The sequence below is a fragment of the Streptomyces sp. QH1-20 genome (assembly GCF_041283565.1).
GTDB classification, from domain to species: Bacteria; Actinomycetota; Actinomycetes; order Streptomycetales; family Streptomycetaceae; genus Streptomyces; species Streptomyces syringius.
On the sequence record NZ_CP166299.1, the window covers coordinates 1,579,693 to 1,595,770 of the forward strand.

The following is a 16,078-nucleotide window of genomic DNA, read 5'->3' on the forward strand; positions in this document are numbered from 1 at the left end:
ACGATCCGGCAGCACCCGCGTGCTTGCCCTCGGACGCCCCTTGGTCAGGCGCCGCTCACCGGTGCGAGCGCCCGGTCGCCGGGGGAACGCCGCAGGAAGCGTCCCGCGGACGCGACGGCGCTCTCCAAGCGGTCCATCAGACCGGCGAGTTCGCCGCTCGGAAGGGCCTGTGCGGCATCGCACAGCGCGACGGACGGGTCGTGGTGCGTCTCGACGATGATGCCGTCCGCCCCCACGGCCGCGGCGGCCAGCGCGAGCGGCACCACCCGCCCCCGTAGTCCCGCCGCGTGGCTGGGGTCGACGATCACCGGCAGATGCGTGCGCTCCTTGAGGACGACGACGGCGGCCAGGTCCAGGGTGAAGCGGTATCCCGGCTCGAAGGTGCGGATGCCCCGCTCACAGAGCACCACTTGGTCGTTGCCGCCGTCGAGCACGTACTCCGCGGCCAGCAGCCATTCGTCCAAGGTGGCGGCCAGACCACGCTTGAGCAGCACCGGCATCCGCAAGCGGCCGACCTCACGCAGCAGCGGGTAGTTCTGCATGTTCCTGGCACCGACCTGCACCATGTCCACGGTCCGCGCGACCCGCTCCACGTCCCGTACGTCCACGACTTCCGAGACCAGAGGCAGACCGGTCCGCTCACGCGCCTCCGCCAGCAGACCGAGGCCGGCATCCCCCAGCCCCTGGAAACCGTACGGCGAGGTGCGGGGCTTGAACGCCCCGGCCCGGATCAGGTGGGCGCCGCAGGCCCGTACCTCCTGGGCCGTGGTCAGCATCTGATGCCGGTTCTCCACGGAGCACGGGCCCGCGACGACGACGAAGCCCGGCCCGCCGATCTCCACGTCCTGCACCCACACCGGCGTGGTGGCGTCCCGCCCGCCCAGCCGGGCGGCCCGCGGACAGCCGGACGGCACCGCGGTAACCTCTCTGACCTGGGACAAACCCTCCAGTGCGGTGGTGACACGGTCCAGGTCCCCGGAAAGCGACAGCAGGTGCGGCGTGTGCGCTCTGAGCCCGGAGCCGGTGAACTGAACGGCGCTGAGCACCTGTTGGCGCTGTGCGGGCGTGCAGGATTCGGCCAGGACGATGGCGATCATCAGTGGTCCTTCCTCCGAGGGGGACGGTTTCATGACGCCGCGGCCGGCCCGTCACCCGGGTTCCAGCCCGGTGAGCCGTCCGGCGTATCTGTGCAGAAGCTCCCGGGCGGTCTCCATGGAACGCCGGCCGTCGGGTGAGTGCGCCTCCAGGGCCAGTGCCCCGGACGGCAGCGGGCGCGCGGTCAGCAGCAGGGCGAACCGCGTGGTGCGGTAGTCGGGTTCGACGAGCGCCGAGTCGAGACCGGTGAATCGGGGTGCGGCGCCGGAAGCCGCCGCACCGTCCTGGTCGTCGTACACGAACATGACATCGGCCAGGGGAGCGGGGCGGTCGTACTCCTCCGGCGCGACGTGGCGCACCACGTGCTCGAACGGGAGCCGGGAGTTCGCGAAGGCCGTCAGCGCCGTGGCCCGGCCGCGCGCGGCCAGTTCCCGGGCGGAAGGGGTACCCGCCACATCGACGCGCAGCACTATGCGGTTGACGAAGCAACCGATGACGTCATGGGTCCTCGGGTCGTCGCGTCCTGCCACGGAGGTCGCCAGCGCGATGTCGGTGCGTCCGGTCAGCCCGCCGAGCACCTCGGCGAAGAGGGCGTACAAGGTCATGAACGGGGTGGCACCGGCCCGTCGACCGAGCTCACGGACCCGGTCCAGCACCCCGGCCGGCATGTCGGCCCGCTGTACGACGCCGCGGTGGGCCTCGTCGGCGGGGCTGCCGTGGGCCAGGGGCGCCGGGGGAAGGCCGGTCAGCTCCCTCGACCAGAACCGGGCCTGCCGCTCGGCCTCCTCGCCGTCCAGCCACCGGCGCTGACGCGCCGCGTGATCGGCGTACGGGGCCGGACGCGCGGCAGCGGCGGTCCCGTTGTAGTGGGACGCCAGGTCGTCGAGGAAGATCCGCATCGACCAGGCGTCGTTGGCGATGGCATGGATGTCCGCGACCACGACGTGTTCGTCGGCCCCGAGCCGCAGCAGGGTGATGCCGACGGGCGCCTCGCGTGCCAGATCCCTGCTCTGCCGGTTGACGCGCTCGATCTCCCGCTGCACCCCGGCCTGCCCGTCCCGCACCTCCACGACACGTGGCCCCGGTGCGGGTGCCGTACCCCGCAGCTGCCACAGCACACCGTCCTGCCGGTCGAACGTGGAGGTCAGGAGGTCGTGCCGCGCCAGCACGCCGCGCACGGCCCGGTCGAGGGCCCCGGTGTCCAGCCGTCCGCCCAGCGCGACGGCCCAGGGCCACCGGTAGCGGGGGTCGGCGGGATCCCTCCGGTTGAGGTGCCAGAACCGCTCCTGCGCCGCCGTGGTGGGGGCGCGGGGCAGCCGTCGCCGCGCCAGGAGGGCATCGAGCAGGGCCTTGCGGTCGTGCGAGAGCGCCTGTGCTCGCGAGCGGGCGTCGGCCACGGCGATCAGCTCCTTGAACGAGGCCCCGTCAGCCTGGCGCCCGCTGGTTTGCGCGCGGTTACGGAACCGGCCCGCGTCACGCACGGCGTAACTGCCGCCTAACCGGTGGTGCCTAACGTCTCTGCCGTGACGCGCAGCCGACGGGCCGGTCGGCTGCACACCGGGCCCCCAGGAGGACGTCATGTCGCAGCGCAGCGTCAACTGGCTGCTACGAGAACCGTCACAGCACGCCACCGCCCGACTGTTCGTCATGCCCTACAGCGGAGTCGGTGCCTCCGTGTTCCGGCGCTGGCCCGAGCGGTTCGGCCCCCTCGAAGTGTGCCCGGTGCAGCCACCGGGCCGGGAGAACCGGCTCGGCCAGCCACCGAACGAGACCTTCGAGGAGTTCGGCGCGGAGTGCGCCGAAGCGCTGCGACCGTACACCGACCGGCCGTACGCGGTCTTCGGCCACTGCATGGGCGCCCTGCTCGCCCATGCGTTCGTCACGAGCGCGGCACCCGGCACCGAGCCACCCGAGCGGCTCTTCGTGTCGTCGTCGCGCGTGCCGCACTGGCCGCCGGAGCGCCGCTACCGGTTGCCCGCCGCCGACGCCACCGGCGTCTACCACCCGTCGATGACGGACGACCAGCTTCGTGAGCAGGTGCAGCGGGTCTCCCGGATGCTGGGGCAGGGCGAGCTGCACCCGGACCTGATCCCGATGGCACTGCGCGTGCTCCGTGCCGATCTGCGGATGTGTTTCGGTTACCGGCCGGACGCCGCCCGACGCACCACCTGCCCGGTGACGGCCATCAGCTGGCAGGACGACACCGATGTGCGCCCCGAGGAGATGACGCACTGGTCGGACTGCGGACCGCTCAGCGCGCACACACTGCCCGGAGGCAAATGGACGGTCCTCGACGCGACCGCCGAACTGGCCGAGGTCATCGAGCGGGACTTCGGCCGGGGCCACGAAACCGCGGGACAACGAAGGATGACGGCATGATCCCTCTCGTACGGCCCGGCGACGCGACCGGGCCCCAGGGCGAGCGCGCCGGCCCCGGCATGATCGAGCGTGCGCTGCAGGACCACCCCTCGGTCGCCAGGGCCGCGGTCTGCGCCACGGCCGGCGAACCGGGCCGGCTGATCGCCTTCGTGGCCCCGGCCGGCGAGGCGCTGTCACTGCGCCGGCTGCGCGAACACCTGGCCGCCGCAGGGCTCGTGTCCGACCGGGCGGGCACACCGGAACCCGAATTCGTGACCATGGCGGCGAAGGCCCATGACGCGGACGACGCCTGGACCACCGAGGGGCTCACCCAGGCCCTCGACGACCTGACACGCAGGCGGGCCCCGTACGTCCCCCCGGACGGCCCCACCCAACGCCACCTGGCCGACATGTGGGAAGACCTGCTCATGATCGACGGCATAGGGCTCCACGACGACTTCTTCTCCCTCGGCGGCCACTCCCTGCTCGCGGTACGCGTGCGGATGCGGCTGCAGCGGGACCTCGGAGTGGAAGTGTCCCCCGAGCTGCTCTTCGAGAACAGCGTGCTGAGAGATCAGGCGGACGCCGTCGACCGCGTCCGCCTCGACCTCGGCGCATCCTGAGGCGATCGGAAGGAGACAGCCCGCCATGCCCCCGTTCCGCCCGGTCGTGCCCCCCGAGGAGCTGGACCGTCTCGACTTCGCCGACCGCGTGCTGCACGCGACGCGTGACCTCACCGAGGTGTGGCGCCACTTGCGCACCCACGAACCGGTCCGTCGGCAGCCACCGGGCGACGGCCTGGCCGGCTACTGGATGCTGACCACCCATCACGACATCACCGCGGCCTACCGGGACACCAAGAACCTCACCTCCGAACGAGGGAACGTGCTCGACGCGCTGCGGGGCGGTGGCGACTCGGCCGGACGGCGCATGCTGTCACTGACCGACGGCGCCCGGCACAGCGACGTACGCCAGGTCCTCACCAAGACCTTCTCCCTGCGCGGCTTGGAAGCGCTGGGGCTGCGCATCCGCGCGATGGCCCGCCGGCTCATCGGCGAGGCGTTGGAGCGCGGCACCTGCGACTTCGCCGTGGACGTCGCCAAGGAGATCCCCCTCGCGGCGATCTGCGACCTGTTGGGCGTCCCGATCCACGACCGGGAGCGCATCTTCGCCCTCACCTCCACCATGGTGGCCTCCGAAACCCCCACCCTGACGCCCGCCGCCGCCTGGCGGGCGAAGAACGAGGTCCTGTACTACTTCGCCAACCTCTCCGAAGGGCGGCGGACCGCTCCGGCCGACGACATCGTCACCCTCCTCACATCGGCGCACGTGAACGGTGACGGACTCACCGACGACGAGATCGTCTTCAACTGCTACAGCCTCATCCTCGGTGGCGGCGAGACCACCCGGATGGCCATCGGCGGAGCGGTCCTCGCGTTCCTGGAGAACCCCGGGCAGTGGCGGGCATGGCAGTCCGGTGAGGCCACGGTCGAAGCCGCCGTGGACGAAGTGCTGCGCTGGACCACCCCGTCCATGCACATGGCGCGCATGGCCCTGCGCGACTGCGCCATCGGTGGCGCGGACATCCGGGCCGGCGACATCGTGACACTCTGGAACGTGTCGGCCAACAGGGACGAGAAGGCCTTCGACCGTCCCGATGACTTCGTGCTGTCGAGGTCGCCGAACAAGCACGTCGCCCTCGGCGGCGGCGCGCATTTCTGCCTCGGTTCGCATCTGGCCCGTCTGGAGATCGGCGCCGTGCTCGAAGCCCTGCGCGACCTCGTCGCCGACCTCGAACCCGCGGGTGAACCCGCCCGCATCTACTCGAACTTCCTGGGCGGCGTATGCAGCGTGCCCGTCGCCCTCAAGGCGCGGTGACCCGATGAGGTGGTGAGGCCTGCCTGGTCGCTGCCGTCAGGTCACCCCCTTGTGACCGTCGAGCGCCTTCCGCTCGAGTGCGGCGTAGTCCCGGCCGGGCATCGGGCAGGGCCGGGGATGGGCATGGTCTGTCCGTGACCCCGGCCTGCTCCTTGTCCGGCAGCGCGTCGATGGGCTGGCGTCTCAGTTCCTCGTGGCTGCGGAAGCCGGCGTCGGCGCCAGTCGGGTGGGCAGGGAGAGCGGTCCGTAGGTGATGAAGGACGGCGAGTAGGGGATCTGGTCGAGTGTGAGGGTCAGTTGCAGGTCCGGGAATCGGGTGAAGAGTGCGGACAGTGCGATGCGTCCTTCGAGGCGGGCGAGCTGGGCGCCGATGCAGTAGTGGGGGCCGTGGCCGAAGGAGAGGTGTCCGGTCTGCTCGCGGGTGAGGTCGAAGTGGTCGGCCCGGGGTCCGTAGCGTGCGGGGTCGGTGCCCGCACCGCCGTAGCCGACCAGCAAGGCATCGCCCGCGGCGATGTCGACGCCCGCCAGGGTCAGGTCCGTCAGTGCATACCGGAACGGTGATGCCTGGAAGGGTGGGTGCCTGCGGAGCGTCTCTTCCACCACGTCCGCCCAGCGGTCTTCCGAGAGCGCCAGGGCGCGCTGCTTGGGGTCGGTGCACAGGGCCAGGATGGCCTGGCCGAGCAGGTGGACGGTGGTTTCGTGGCCGGCCATGAGCATCAGCCAGAGGTTGGCGACCAGTTCGGTGTCGGACAGAGTGCCGTTCTCGTCGCGGACGCGGACCAGCTGGCTGGTGAGGTCGTCGCCGGGCTCGCGGCGCTTGCGTTCGACGAGTTCGGCGAGGTAGGCGTACATGGCCTGGTGGGCGTCCGCGGACTGTTCGGCGGTGCTGTCGTGGCCGATCAGTACGTGGGCCCAGGGGCGGAACTGTGCCCGGTCGGCGGCGGGCACCCCGTACAGGGCGCAGATCACGGCGATCGGCAGAGGTTCGGTGAAGTCGGTGACCAGGTCTGCCTCCGTGCCGGCGGCCGCCATGGCCTGGAGGAGGGCGGCGGCCGTCTCCTCGATGCGCGGGGCCAGCGCTTGGGCCCGGGCAGGGGTGAACGCGCGGCCGAGCAGTGAGCGCAGGCGCCGGTGGGCGGCTCCGTCCTGGACCTGGAGGTGTTCGCCCTGGAAGAGCGGGAGCAGGGGCCAGTCGGCGGGAACGTCACCGTTGTGGAGAGCGGTCCAGTGCCGGGGGTTTCTGGTGACGGTTTTGTGGTCGCCCGCCAGGAGTTCGGCGAGTGCCTCGTGGCCGGTCACGGCCCATGCGCGGACGCCGCCGGGGAGTTCGACAAGGGTGACGGGGGCGTGGGAGCGGAGGCGGGCGAGGGTGTCGGGGAGGAGTTCTCCGGGGGCGGGAAAGGTGAAGGGGGCAGGGGAAGCGGGCACGGGGAGCCTCCAGGACGGGGAGGGATACGGGCAGGTGTGCGGCCCCGGCCTGGGAGCAGGCCGGGGCCGCGGGTGGTGCTCAGGGGGTCACGCCTGCTCGTCGGGCGGACCGAGCAGCCAGTTCCCCTTGGCGTCGGGGTCGTCGCTGAACATGTGCTCGTGGGAGGCGAGGAGGAATTCCTCGACGTCGATGACGCCGTCGCCGTTGCGGTCCAGCAGGGCGAACGCGGTGGCCGCCTGCTCGCTGGTGCCGCCGAACGACCAGTAGAAGCGCTCGAACTCCTCGCTGCTGAGGACTCCGTCGCTGTTGGTGTCGATGAGATCGAGCAGCGCGGTGACGGTGCGGGAGGACGCCGCTTTCGGTGCCGCTTCCCCGGACGCGCCCAGTGCCTCTACCGCGTTGATCCACCGGTTCTCGTCCAGGCTCTCACCGGCCGCGCTGCCGGCGGCCGCGGCCACCAGCTGGTGCCAGTCGGTGAGTGCCTGCCCGAGCTTGTGGGCTCCGGCGGTGCCGGCGTCCAGGCGGCCGGCGATCTGCTCGGCGTACGTGCGCAGGTCCTGCTCATCGAGGAGACCGTCCCCGTCGACGTCGTAGAGCGCGAACATCCTCTTGAGCTTCCAGTCCCTCAGCTTCGTCTGCATACGATCCATTGAACATGACTCCAGGTGACTGATCCGTCACACCGGGTTACTCATATGATGTGAGGACGCCTCGCCGGCGCGGCCCCACGCGCCCTCAGGCGGCCGCGGTCAGGTGCGGCTCGATGTGGGCCGGCATTTCACCGGCCGCGACGACGACCACGTCGCTGTACCGCCCCGACCTGCGGTGCCAGTGCAGGCTGCCCGACAGCCAGGCCCCGTACCACGTGATGGCGTCCTCGATCGAGCCGGGAGCACTGGCGAACAGCGGCCCCATCGCGCGCAGATCCTCGGCGGCACCGACGAATTCCCGGGTGGCCGCCTCGGACATGGTGCCGGTGCGGGCGATGGCCTGCGGCCACGGCATCTTCTCGTTGTGCGCCAGCACCGCGGGAAGCAAGTCGTAGTCGCCACGTGCGAGTTCCTTCTCCACGGAGAAGGCGTCGTTGTGCCAGCCGATGGCATCGTTGACCGCGGCGACCATCTCCCGGTAGGGGTCACTGTTGGCCAGGTCCGCCGGGAGCTCCCGATCCAGACCGGCCTCGATGTAGTCCAGCGACATCGTCTGCCCCGAGTGCAGCCGGCGCGAACGACAGAACGCTTCCGTCGAAGGGATCGCGTCCGCGCCGTGGCGGGTCGACTGCAGCACGGTGGACGCCAGCCAGTCACGGGTGTGACCCACCACCCGCAGCTGCCAGTCCAGGCTGCGCCGGGAGGCGGCCCGCTCCCAGATGTCACGCTGAGCGGCCTCCAGCGGAGAAGCGGGCTTCGGCGCCTCGGGCAGCGGGACGCCGACGGTCAGCTGCGCCAGCAACCCCCGGGCCAGGTCCAGCCCGTCCGCAGGAGCGGTCTCGTCGATCAGGTCATCGAGGAGGAAGTTGACGGCGTTCCACTGGCACATCAGGTCCAGATCCACTACATCGGGATAGGTGTAGGCGACGAAAGTTCCGTACCGGCACCCCTTGAAGCGCTCGATCGCAGCCTCCGAGCGCAACAGGTCATGCTCCAGACACCAGGCCAGCAGCCGCTCCTCGGCAGTCGCCGACTCGGGGTGAACCCGCACCGGGATGGGACACCAGATCTCGGGAACCGCGAGCTCGGAAGGCATGGGCATCGGCATGCTGCTCTGCATGGGGACCACTTTCTGTCGCGCTGCGTGTGTGATCCATCACTCTCCGCGAACACGGCGCCGCAACCCCGAACCGCCATCCGAAATCATGTGCCTGCCGGGTCGCCCCCGCCGCGGCTCCTCACGCAGCGGGCCTACAACGGCTGACTGGATGAAGCCGGTTGGGGCTACTGGCCCTGTCCGACGGCCGGGTTGAGCGTTGTCCGGCTCGTGGGGGCGGATGAACTGTGAGAGCGGATCGAGCCGCGCCTGGCATGGCTGTATCAACCACTCACAGGCAGGTCCATGCAGATCAACACCTCGTGTCGTCTGTCCATGCCGAGATGTCTGCGGCACCCCGACGGACAGCTTTTTCCGGGTCGCGGGCGAGCTTCCCGCAGGCCGCTGCGACGTCCGGTACACCGCCCGGCCCCACGAGCGCGTCATGCACTCCGGTCTGCAACCAGTCGGCGTGGTTGTCGTCAGCCTCCGCAACCGCGAGAGCGATGAGCCTTATGGCGGCCACCGTCCCCGCCCGGGCCAGGGCCTCTGCCGTCTGTCGGGTCACCGCCGTGTTCTCGGCGTCCAGCAGCAGCCCCAACAGCGTGTCCGCGGCCTCAGGAACGTCAATGAAGGAAGCAAGGTCCCGCCCGGCACGAACACGTCGCGTCCACGAAGGAGACGACGCCTCAGCCAAGGCCGCCTCCAACCCACTCGTCATCTCTGGCACAGCCAAACAGTGTCACGCCCCGGCTCGATGAGCACCCGACAAAAGCGGTGCGGAGAATGTCGGGTGATCAGGACCGGTGTCGCCGCACGATGGGGGCATGGATGACACGAACTTGGTATCCCGCTTCCTCCGCGACGGCTTCGTGAAACTGGAGGGCGCCGTCGCGCCGCGCGTGGCCGCGGACTGCGCGCGGCTGCTGTGGCGAGAGACGGGCTGCGACCCGGACGATCCGGCGACGTGGACGCGGCCCGTGCACTGGGTGGCAGGCATGGCGCAGGGGCCGTTCGCCGCCGCACCCAACTCGCCTTTCCTGCACCGCGCGTACGACCTGCTCGTCGGCGCGGGACGCTGGGAGCCGCGCTACTCACTGGGCACCTTCCCGCTGCGCTTCCCGCACGAGGAGGAGCCGGACGACGCGGGCTGGCACATCGAGGGGAGCTATCTGCCGGAGGGCGAGAGCTGGTACTTCACAAATCTGCGCTCCCGGGGCCGGGCGCTGCTGATGCTGTTCCTGTTCAGCGAGGTCGGTGAAGAGGACGCCCCGACCCGGATCCGGGTCGGCTCACACCTCGACGTGCCGAAAGTGCTGGAGAAGTACGGGGAGGACGGGGCGAGCGGGCTGGCTCTCGCACCCGATCTCGTGGCGGCGTCCGACCACCGCCCCGTCGCCCTCGCCACCGGGTCCCCGGGCGACGTCTTCCTGTGCCATCCGTTCCTGGTGCACGCGGCGCAACCGCACCATGGTGTGCGGCCGCGCTTCATGGCCCAGCCCCCGCTGATGCCGGCCGCGCCGTACGAACTGGAGCGGGCCGACGGTGCGTACTCACCCGTGGAGATCGCGATCCGTCGGGGCCTGGGACAGCAGACCCCCGGCCGGCAGCCTGGGGCTCCGCTCTGACATCGATCACGTAGTCGTCATGGGGTGATACCGCGTCCGTCCCGGGGGCCGAAGGCTCCGAGGGCGTCTGCATCGGTGGCACGGGCTCGGAGGAAGCAGTCGGCCCACTCGGTGATTTCTGGATAGGCCGAGTTCCGGGTGGCTTGGGCGATGGCGGCCTCGATGTCGAAGTTCGTGGTCCGTAGTTCGACGCCCGGACCCAGGAGAGCCCAGTGGGCTCCGGTCCGCCCGTAGGGCATGCCGACGCTGCCGGGGTTGATGACGAGCCGGCCATGGGCGAGACGGACGAAGGGCATATGGGTGTGTCCGAGGACGACGGTACGGATGTCGGCGTCGAGGGCGCCGAATACCTCCTGCCAGCGGTCGAGGCTCGAGTCGACGAGGACGACTTCCTCGTCGTCCCGAGGGGTGGCGTGGCAGAACAACACCTTCCCCATGCCCCGCAGGGTCAGGGTGAGTGACGTCGGCAAGCGGGCGAGCAGAGCGAGGTGATCCTCGCGTAGCTGCTCGGCGGCCCAGGGTGCGATGGGGTCCGCAATGGCGTCGCGTCGGCCGCGGCGGTATTCGAGCAGTTCGCGATCGGCGTTCCCACTGATCCAGACGACGCGGTCTCCGAGCCCGGTCAGTAGGTCCAGGACCTGGGTCGGTTGCGGGCCGGCTGTGATGTCGCCGGTGAGCACGATGCGGTCCGCGGCGCGCACGTCCGGCTCGTCGAGCACCGCCTCCAGGGCGGGCAGGACTCCGTGGATGTCAGAGAGGACAGCTACGTGGCTCAGCATGGTCACTACTGTGGAATGACGCCCGGCTGGAGATGGATCCGTTCGCTTCCCGCGTAGCCGCGACCCCAGGCCGGGCCGGAGGCCGTCGCTCAGGTGATGGTCCAGCCGCGCAACTCTTCGGCCACCGGGGCGACGCCGAGTGTGCCGGAAGCGGCGTCTCTGACCAGCGCCACCGCCGCCTTGGGCGGGTAGTCGAGTCGCTGTCCGTTCAGGGCGAGGAATGCCTCGGCGCAGTGCCAGGCGAAGGCCTCGTTGGAGTGCTCCAGGCACGGGAGTCTCGCCAGGGTCTGGAGCAGTGCCGCTGCTTTGAGATGGAGGGACCCGTAGATGTCACGGTTCACGGCCCGGGCGTTGACACGCGCGACCGCGGCGTAGAGCGGTCCGTAGTCGTCGACTCGGGGATCGCCGTCGAGCAGGTCGGCGGCGTGCAGCAGGAACGTGACGTCGAGCCGGTGCTGCGGTTCGGGCCGGTTCACGCGGTGTGGCCCCGCTCCTGCTGCTCGGCGGCGAAAGCCTCGCGGCTGCGGGCCATCGACTCCTTGAAGCCGTCGAGGAAGCGCTGCTCGACGGCGGTCGCACGGGCGTAGGCGGCGGAAAGGATGTACTCCTGCATGCTCACCCCCTCCTGCTTCGCCGCGGCCGCGATAGCGGCTCGCTGCTCAGGATCAGGGAAGCGCAGATTCATGGCCTTGGGCTCCGACACGGTACCTACGGTACCAGCGGTACCACATGAAGCCGTGGGCACTTCCTCGCAGGGGCTCCGCACAAGGCAGTCCCCGGCAGTCCATCTCCATCCCCTGAGTTTCAGCCGTCGCTGAACGCTCCGGGATCGGGCGGACCTGCCGGGGGCCTGGCCAGAGCCAACAAGTGGTCACGCTCGCCGACGAACGTCTTCGCCGACGGTGCGGCTCGCTCTGGTTTTCTGGTGTATTTGCTATTTTCCTCCCCATTTCGCCCAAGTCAAGAGGTGGCCGCCATCTTCCTGCCCCTGGCGATCAGCGCGGCGTCCGGGGCAGGCTGTCGGGGTGCCCGGCGGGGGGTCGGGCCGGCTGGAGGAGGGGTGCGCGATGAGCTCGATACGTCCGACGGGGTCCACGGACACCGGCGTCTCCCGGATCGCGCTCACGCCGGGCGCGGCACGGTTGCTGCGGCGGCTGAGTGCCGAGCACGGGCCGCTGATGTTCCATCAGTCCGGGGGGTGTTGTGACGGCAGCTCGCCGATGTGTTACCCGCGGGGAGAGTTCCGTACGGGTGCGTCCGATGTGCTGCTCGCGGAGTTGGACGTCGAGGGGGTCGCGGAGGCGGTCGGGTTCTGGATGTCGGCCGACCAGTTCGAGCGGTGGCGCCACACCCACCTCACGGTGGATGTGGTGCCCGGGCGCGGCAGCGGATTCTCGCTCGAGGCCCCCGAAGGGGTGCGGTTTCTGATCCGGTCGCGGTTGCTGACCGATGAGGAGACCCGGTTACTGGACGCTCGGGGCCCTCACGTGGTCGCGTCCACGTGCGAGAGCGTGTGGAGGCGTTCCGGCGGGCCGGGGCGGGCGTAGTACCAGCCCTGCGCGGTGTCGCAACCGAGTAACCGGAGGTGGTCGGCTTGTATCCCGGTTTCCACGCCCTCGACCGTGACCGACAGATCGAGGGTGTGGGCGAGCGAGACGATGCCCTCCACGATCTTCACGTCGACCGGGTCCGCGGGTGAGCACTGCATGCCGCGGGTGAACGAACGGTCGAGCTTGAGGGTGCTGACGGGGAGCCGGCGCAGGTAGGAGAGGTTGGAGTAGCCCGTGCCGAAGTCGTCGAGGGCGATGTCGACGCCCATGTCGGCGAGTTGGCGCAAGGGGCGCAGCTCTTCCTCGTCGGCGCCGATGAGCGCGTTCTCGGTGACCTCCAGACAGAGGGCCGAGGGGTCCAGGCCGGCGTTCTTCAGGACCGCGACCGTGTCGGGGACGAGGGAGGGGTAGCGGAGCTGGGACGGGGAGAGATTGACGTTGACCCGCATCGGGCCCCGGCACATGCCCTCGCTGCGCCAGGCACGGGCCTGTCGGGCGGCTTCCTCCAGCACCCAGCGGCCGAGCGGCACGATGAGGCCGGTGCTCTCGGCGAGCGGGATGAACTGGTCCGGGCCGAGGACCCCGTGCAGGGGGTGCAGCCAGCGGACGAGCGCCTCGGCGCCGCGCACGGTGCCGTCGGTGAGCCGTACCAGCGGCTGGTACTCGATGAAGAACTCACCGTTGTCGAGCGCCGCCGGCAGGCAGTTGGTGAGGCTGTGCCGGGCGATGACGCGGGCGTCGGAGTCGGCGTCGGCGAGCTCGTAGCGGTTGCCGCCGGCGGCCTTGGCGCGGTACATGGTGATGTCGGCGCTGCGCAGCACCTCCGCGGCGCCCAGTTCACCGGCCGGTCCGTCGACGATGCCTATGCTCGCCCGTACGGACAGGTCGCGGCCGTCGATGGTCACGGGCTCGGCGAGGGCGGCCAGCATCCGGCGGGCGAGGGCGGTCACGTCGCTCTGCGCGGCGGGCCCGGTGACCAGGGCCACGAATTCGTCGCCGCCCAGGCGGGCGACGAGTTCGTCCGGCTCGGTGGCACAGGACCGCAGCCGTTCGGCGACGGCGAGGAGCAGTCGGTCGCCGACCGCGTGGCCGAGGCTGTCGTTGACGGCCTTGAAGCCGTCGAGGTCGAGGTAGCACAGGCCGAAGCGGGCGCCGTCGCCGCCTGGTTCGAGGGCCCGGTCGAGGCGCTCGAAGAACAGGGTGCGGTTGGGCAGGCCGGTGAGGGCGTCGTGCGTGGCCTCGTAGCGCAGCCGCTCGTGCAGCACACGGCGCTCGGTGATGTCCTCCAGGAGCGCGAGCTGGTACTGGGGCTCGCCCGCGGCGTCACGGAGCAGGGAGACCGTGAGATCGGCCCAGAGGACGCTGCCGTCGGTGCGGTAGTACGGCTTCTCGACGCGGTAGCGGTCGCGGTCGCCGCGGACCAGCTCCCGGTACAGGCCCCAGACTTCGGGTGAGTCGTCGGGGTGCACCATCTCACCGACGTTGCGGCCCCGCACATGGTGCTCCATGCTGCCGAACATCCGGGTGAGGGCTTCGTTGACGTCCGTGATGCGGCCCTTGACGTCGGCGATGCCGACGCCGATGGCCGCGCCCTCGAACACCGCGCGGAACCGGGCCTCGCTCGTGTGCAGGGCCCGCTCGGTCTCGGCCGCCGCGGCGAGCGCGGCGCGGGAGATCGCCTCCTGCTCGGCGAGGGTGCGCTCACGCAGGGCACGGGCGAAGCCCGCGGCCACGGCGTGCTGGAGGCGGGAGCAGCGGGCGCGGCTCTCCTCGGCGGGCATGGCGTCGTCGGGCGGGCAGTACAGCACCAGATAGGCGTCGATGACGTTGAGGATCAGCGGAAGGGCGTCGGGGTCGGTGCAGTGCGCCTGGACCATGGCGACGCCCACCTCGGCGGCGGGCCGGGGGTCGAAGGGCTGGGCGCGCAGCGTCTCGCTGAGCCGGCCCGCGAGCGGGACGAGGTGGTCCTCGAACTCGGCGCGCGTCATGGACGTCGTCGTGGCCGGGTAGACGGCCCGGCTCCAGATCGCCGCGAACCGCCGGAGACGGTCGTCCCTCACGGCGATGTCGCCGGACCCGGTCACGTCACCGGGCCTGCCCGCGTCGTGCGACCTGCCCGCGTCACCGGACCCGCTCGCGTCACCGGATGCCGTGGCGTCGCCGGGTGCGGCGACGCCGTGGGAACGCGCGGCACCCGCGCCTTTGCCCCGGATTCCCACCCCGCCCCCCTTCCCGCTTCCGTCGGGTTGCGCCCCGATGCCGCCCTCCCACGTCCCGCCCCCGCCGGACCTGCCCGTCTTACCGCCTGTTGCCCTGTCCATCGTCCTGTTCACGGCCTTATCCACGGCTATGTCCACGCCCTCGTCCAGAGCCGTCTTCCCGGCCCCGGTACGGACCTGCGTACCGCTTCTCCCCGCGCCGCCCCCGACCGGCGTTCTGACGCCCGGCGTCATGGTCACGGTCTGCGCCCCACTCCCGCGTAACCGGCGCAGTCGGGCGAGTCGTCGTCCGCGTCGGGCCGCCAGGCCGAGATGGGCACCAGGCCCGGCTCGACCATCTCGAACCCGTCGAAGAACCCCGCCACTTCCCCCTTCGAGCGCATCAGCAGCGGGGAGCCGACCCTGCGGTAGACACCCTGCACCTCTTCCCCCTCTTCCGGCTTCATCGGCCCCCCGTCGGTCGACGCGTGGGACAGGACCAGCAGACTGCCCGGCGCGAGCGCGTCACGCAGCTCGGCCACCGCCTTCCAGGGCTCGTCCCGGTCCTCCATGAAGTGGAGCACGGCGACGAGCAGCAACGCGACCGGCCGGCGCAGGTCCAGCAGCCGGGCCACCTCGTCGGCGGCCAGGATGTCATGCGGCGCCCGCAGATCGGCGGCGACGATATCGGTCCGCTCGTCCCCCGCCAGCACGGCCCGGCTGTGCGCGACGGCGACCGGGTCGTGGTCGACGTACACGACCCGTGCCTCGGGGGCCGCGGCCCGCGCTATCTCATGGACGTTGCCGAACGTCGGTATGCCGGAGCCGATGTCGAGGAACTGGGTCACGCCCTGGTCGACGGCGTACCGCACGGCGCGTCGCATGAAGGCCCGGTTGGCCTGCATGATCTTCGGCAGCCCCGGAAAAGCCTCGACGGCCCGTCGTCCGGCCTCACGGTCGACCTCGAAGTTGTGCGAGCCGCCCAGGTAGTAGTCGTAGATGCGGGACACGCTCGGCACGGACAGGTCGATGCCATGAGGGGCCCAGAGTGGACGCTCCATCAGTCGGTCTCTCCAGCTCATCGCAGGGGTCTTGAGCAGAGGCTACTGATCGTTCGTTCGAATGGAAGAAGCAAGCGGAAATCGGCGGTCCGCATTCGGCCACCGCTTTTCCGCACCCCCCGCGAGTGCGTCTTCGGGGGCCGTGCGAAACCACCCACACGCGTGACATGCGTCTCCCTCATCGGGTGTTCTCCACACGGCCCGCGGGCCCTCGGCATCACTTCTCGGTGCGTCGGTGTGCGTGATCCATCACGTTATGAACCACATCATCGATCACATCACCAAAATGATCATATGAAGGGGCGAGGTGACAGGCGTGCGGGGGTACCCCAAGGCCGGGCATCGACGGGGCGCCG

14 protein-coding genes and 2 pseudogenes are annotated in these 16,078 nt (G+C 70.6%); 5 read left to right on the forward strand and 11 right to left on the reverse strand.

Annotation, left to right across the window (positions count from 1 at the left end):
- Window positions 1-44: 44 nt before the first annotated feature.
- Both aroF and AB8O64_RS06980 read right to left on the reverse strand, forming a co-directional pair.
- Complete coding sequence (aroF, locus tag AB8O64_RS06975) at window positions 45-1,097, reverse strand: 3-deoxy-7-phosphoheptulonate synthase (RefSeq protein WP_370418416.1); 1,053 nt, start codon at window positions 1,095-1,097, stop codon at window positions 45-47.
- A 51-nt stretch (window positions 1,098-1,148) separates the two neighbouring features.
- Entirely contained in the window at window positions 1,149-2,492 is a 1,344-nt protein-coding gene (locus AB8O64_RS06980; RefSeq protein WP_370418417.1) for a condensation domain-containing protein, read from the reverse strand.
- 181 nt (window positions 2,493-2,673) lie between these two features.
- On the opposite strand from AB8O64_RS06980, the gene AB8O64_RS06985 reads away from it, so the two are divergent.
- The 3 genes from AB8O64_RS06985 to AB8O64_RS06995 are packed head-to-tail and all read left to right on the forward strand — an operon-like array spanning window position 2,674 to window position 5,331.
- A complete protein-coding gene (locus AB8O64_RS06985; protein ID WP_370418418.1) occupies window positions 2,674-3,474 on the forward strand; it encodes a thioesterase II family protein in 801 nt (266 codons plus the stop codon).
- On the forward strand, window positions 3,471-4,076 hold the full coding sequence (locus AB8O64_RS06990; protein ID WP_370418420.1) for a phosphopantetheine-binding protein: 606 nt from the start codon (window positions 3,471-3,473) through the stop codon (window positions 4,074-4,076). The genes AB8O64_RS06985 and AB8O64_RS06990 overlap by 4 nt, the downstream gene beginning before the upstream one ends.
- A 25-nt stretch (window positions 4,077-4,101) precedes the next feature.
- A complete protein-coding gene (locus AB8O64_RS06995) occupies window positions 4,102-5,331 on the forward strand; it encodes a cytochrome P450 (protein WP_370418421.1) in 1,230 nt (409 codons plus the stop codon).
- Window positions 5,332-5,514: 183 nt separating this feature from the next.
- Here AB8O64_RS06995 and AB8O64_RS07000 read toward each other — a convergent pair whose 3' ends face one another.
- The 4 genes from AB8O64_RS07000 to AB8O64_RS07015 all read right to left on the reverse strand — a co-directional run bounded on the left by AB8O64_RS07000 (window position 5,515) and on the right by AB8O64_RS07015 (window position 9,227).
- Window positions 5,515-6,759: a cytochrome P450 gene (locus tag AB8O64_RS07000; protein WP_370418423.1), complete on the reverse strand. Its 1,245-nt coding sequence runs from the start codon at window positions 6,757-6,759 to the stop codon at window positions 5,515-5,517.
- A gap of 87 nt (window positions 6,760-6,846) precedes the next feature.
- The gene (locus tag AB8O64_RS07005) at window positions 6,847-7,401 is read right to left on the reverse strand and encodes an EF-hand domain-containing protein (RefSeq protein ID WP_370418425.1); all 555 of its coding nucleotides are present in this window, start codon (window positions 7,399-7,401) and stop codon (window positions 6,847-6,849) included.
- Between the two features lie 94 nt (window positions 7,402-7,495).
- Entirely contained in the window at window positions 7,496-8,530 is a 1,035-nt protein-coding gene (locus tag AB8O64_RS07010) for a hypothetical protein (protein WP_370418426.1), read from the reverse strand.
- A 289-nt stretch (window positions 8,531-8,819) separates the two neighbouring features.
- The gene (locus tag AB8O64_RS07015) at window positions 8,820-9,227 is read right to left on the reverse strand and encodes a hypothetical protein (RefSeq protein WP_370423809.1); all 408 of its coding nucleotides are present in this window, start codon (window positions 9,225-9,227) and stop codon (window positions 8,820-8,822) included.
- A 106-nt stretch (window positions 9,228-9,333) separates the two neighbouring features.
- Between AB8O64_RS07015 and AB8O64_RS07020 the strand changes: the two genes are divergently transcribed.
- Complete coding sequence (locus tag AB8O64_RS07020) at window positions 9,334-10,134, forward strand: phytanoyl-CoA dioxygenase family protein (protein ID WP_370418428.1); 801 nt, start codon at window positions 9,334-9,336, stop codon at window positions 10,132-10,134.
- A 17-nt stretch (window positions 10,135-10,151) separates the two neighbouring features.
- Here the strand turns inward: AB8O64_RS07020 and AB8O64_RS07025 are convergent, their stop codons facing one another.
- From AB8O64_RS07025 to AB8O64_RS07035, 3 genes and pseudogenes are all read right to left on the reverse strand, one after another.
- Window positions 10,152-10,913, reverse strand: coding sequence for a metallophosphoesterase (locus AB8O64_RS07025; protein ID WP_370418430.1), 762 nt, complete (start codon window positions 10,911-10,913; stop codon window positions 10,152-10,154).
- 89 nt (window positions 10,914-11,002) lie between these two features.
- Window positions 11,003-11,389 (reverse strand): fic family toxin-antitoxin system, toxin component, encoded by a 387-nt coding sequence (locus AB8O64_RS07030; RefSeq protein WP_370418432.1) that lies wholly within the window; start codon window positions 11,387-11,389, stop codon window positions 11,003-11,005.
- 23 nt (window positions 11,390-11,412) lie between these two features.
- Window positions 11,413-11,598, reverse strand: a pseudogene (locus AB8O64_RS07035) (DUF1778 domain-containing protein); the annotation flags it as partial.
- Between the two features lie 382 nt (window positions 11,599-11,980).
- Here AB8O64_RS07035 and AB8O64_RS07040 point away from each other — a divergent pair.
- Window positions 11,981-12,370 (forward strand): annotated as a pseudogene (locus AB8O64_RS07040) (DUF779 domain-containing protein); the annotation flags it as partial.
- 26 nt (window positions 12,371-12,396) lie between these two features.
- On the opposite strand, the gene AB8O64_RS07045 reads toward AB8O64_RS07040, so the two are convergent.
- Window positions 12,397-14,547, reverse strand: a complete 2,151-nt coding sequence (locus AB8O64_RS07045) for a putative bifunctional diguanylate cyclase/phosphodiesterase (protein ID WP_370423810.1) — start codon at window positions 14,545-14,547, stop codon at window positions 12,397-12,399.
- A 371-nt stretch (window positions 14,548-14,918) separates the two neighbouring features.
- Window positions 14,919-15,722, reverse strand: coding sequence for an SAM-dependent methyltransferase (locus tag AB8O64_RS07050; RefSeq protein WP_370418433.1), 804 nt, complete (start codon window positions 15,720-15,722; stop codon window positions 14,919-14,921).
- Window positions 15,723-16,078: the final 356 nt, after the last annotated feature.

What these genes read in the sequence shown, in the direction of transcription:
- AB8O64_RS07020 (WP_370418428.1), top strand. Translation starts at nt 9,334, where the DNA reads ATGGATGACACGAACTTGGTATCCCGCTTCCTCCGCGACGGCTTCGTG.
- AB8O64_RS07005 (WP_370418425.1), bottom strand. Translation starts at nt 7,401, where the DNA reads ATGCAGACGAAGCTGAGGGACTGGAAGCTCAAGAGGATGTTCGCGCTC.
- AB8O64_RS07050 (WP_370418433.1), bottom strand. Translation starts at nt 15,722, where the DNA reads ATGGAGCGTCCACTCTGGGCCCCTCATGGCATCGACCTGTCCGTGCCG.
- AB8O64_RS07015 (WP_370423809.1), bottom strand. Translation starts at nt 9,227, where the DNA reads ATGACGAGTGGGTTGGAGGCGGCCTTGGCTGAGGCGTCGTCTCCTTCG.
- AB8O64_RS07025 (WP_370418430.1), bottom strand. Translation starts at nt 10,913, where the DNA reads ATGCTGAGCCACGTAGCTGTCCTCTCTGACATCCACGGAGTCCTGCCC.
- aroF (WP_370418416.1), bottom strand. Translation starts at nt 1,097, where the DNA reads ATGATCGCCATCGTCCTGGCCGAATCCTGCACGCCCGCACAGCGCCAA.
- AB8O64_RS07010 (WP_370418426.1), bottom strand. Translation starts at nt 8,530, where the DNA reads ATGCAGAGCAGCATGCCGATGCCCATGCCTTCCGAGCTCGCGGTTCCC.
- AB8O64_RS06990 (WP_370418420.1), top strand. Translation starts at nt 3,471, where the DNA reads ATGATCCCTCTCGTACGGCCCGGCGACGCGACCGGGCCCCAGGGCGAG.
- AB8O64_RS06985 (WP_370418418.1), top strand. Translation starts at nt 2,674, where the DNA reads ATGTCGCAGCGCAGCGTCAACTGGCTGCTACGAGAACCGTCACAGCAC.
- AB8O64_RS06995 (WP_370418421.1), top strand. Translation starts at nt 4,102, where the DNA reads ATGCCCCCGTTCCGCCCGGTCGTGCCCCCCGAGGAGCTGGACCGTCTC.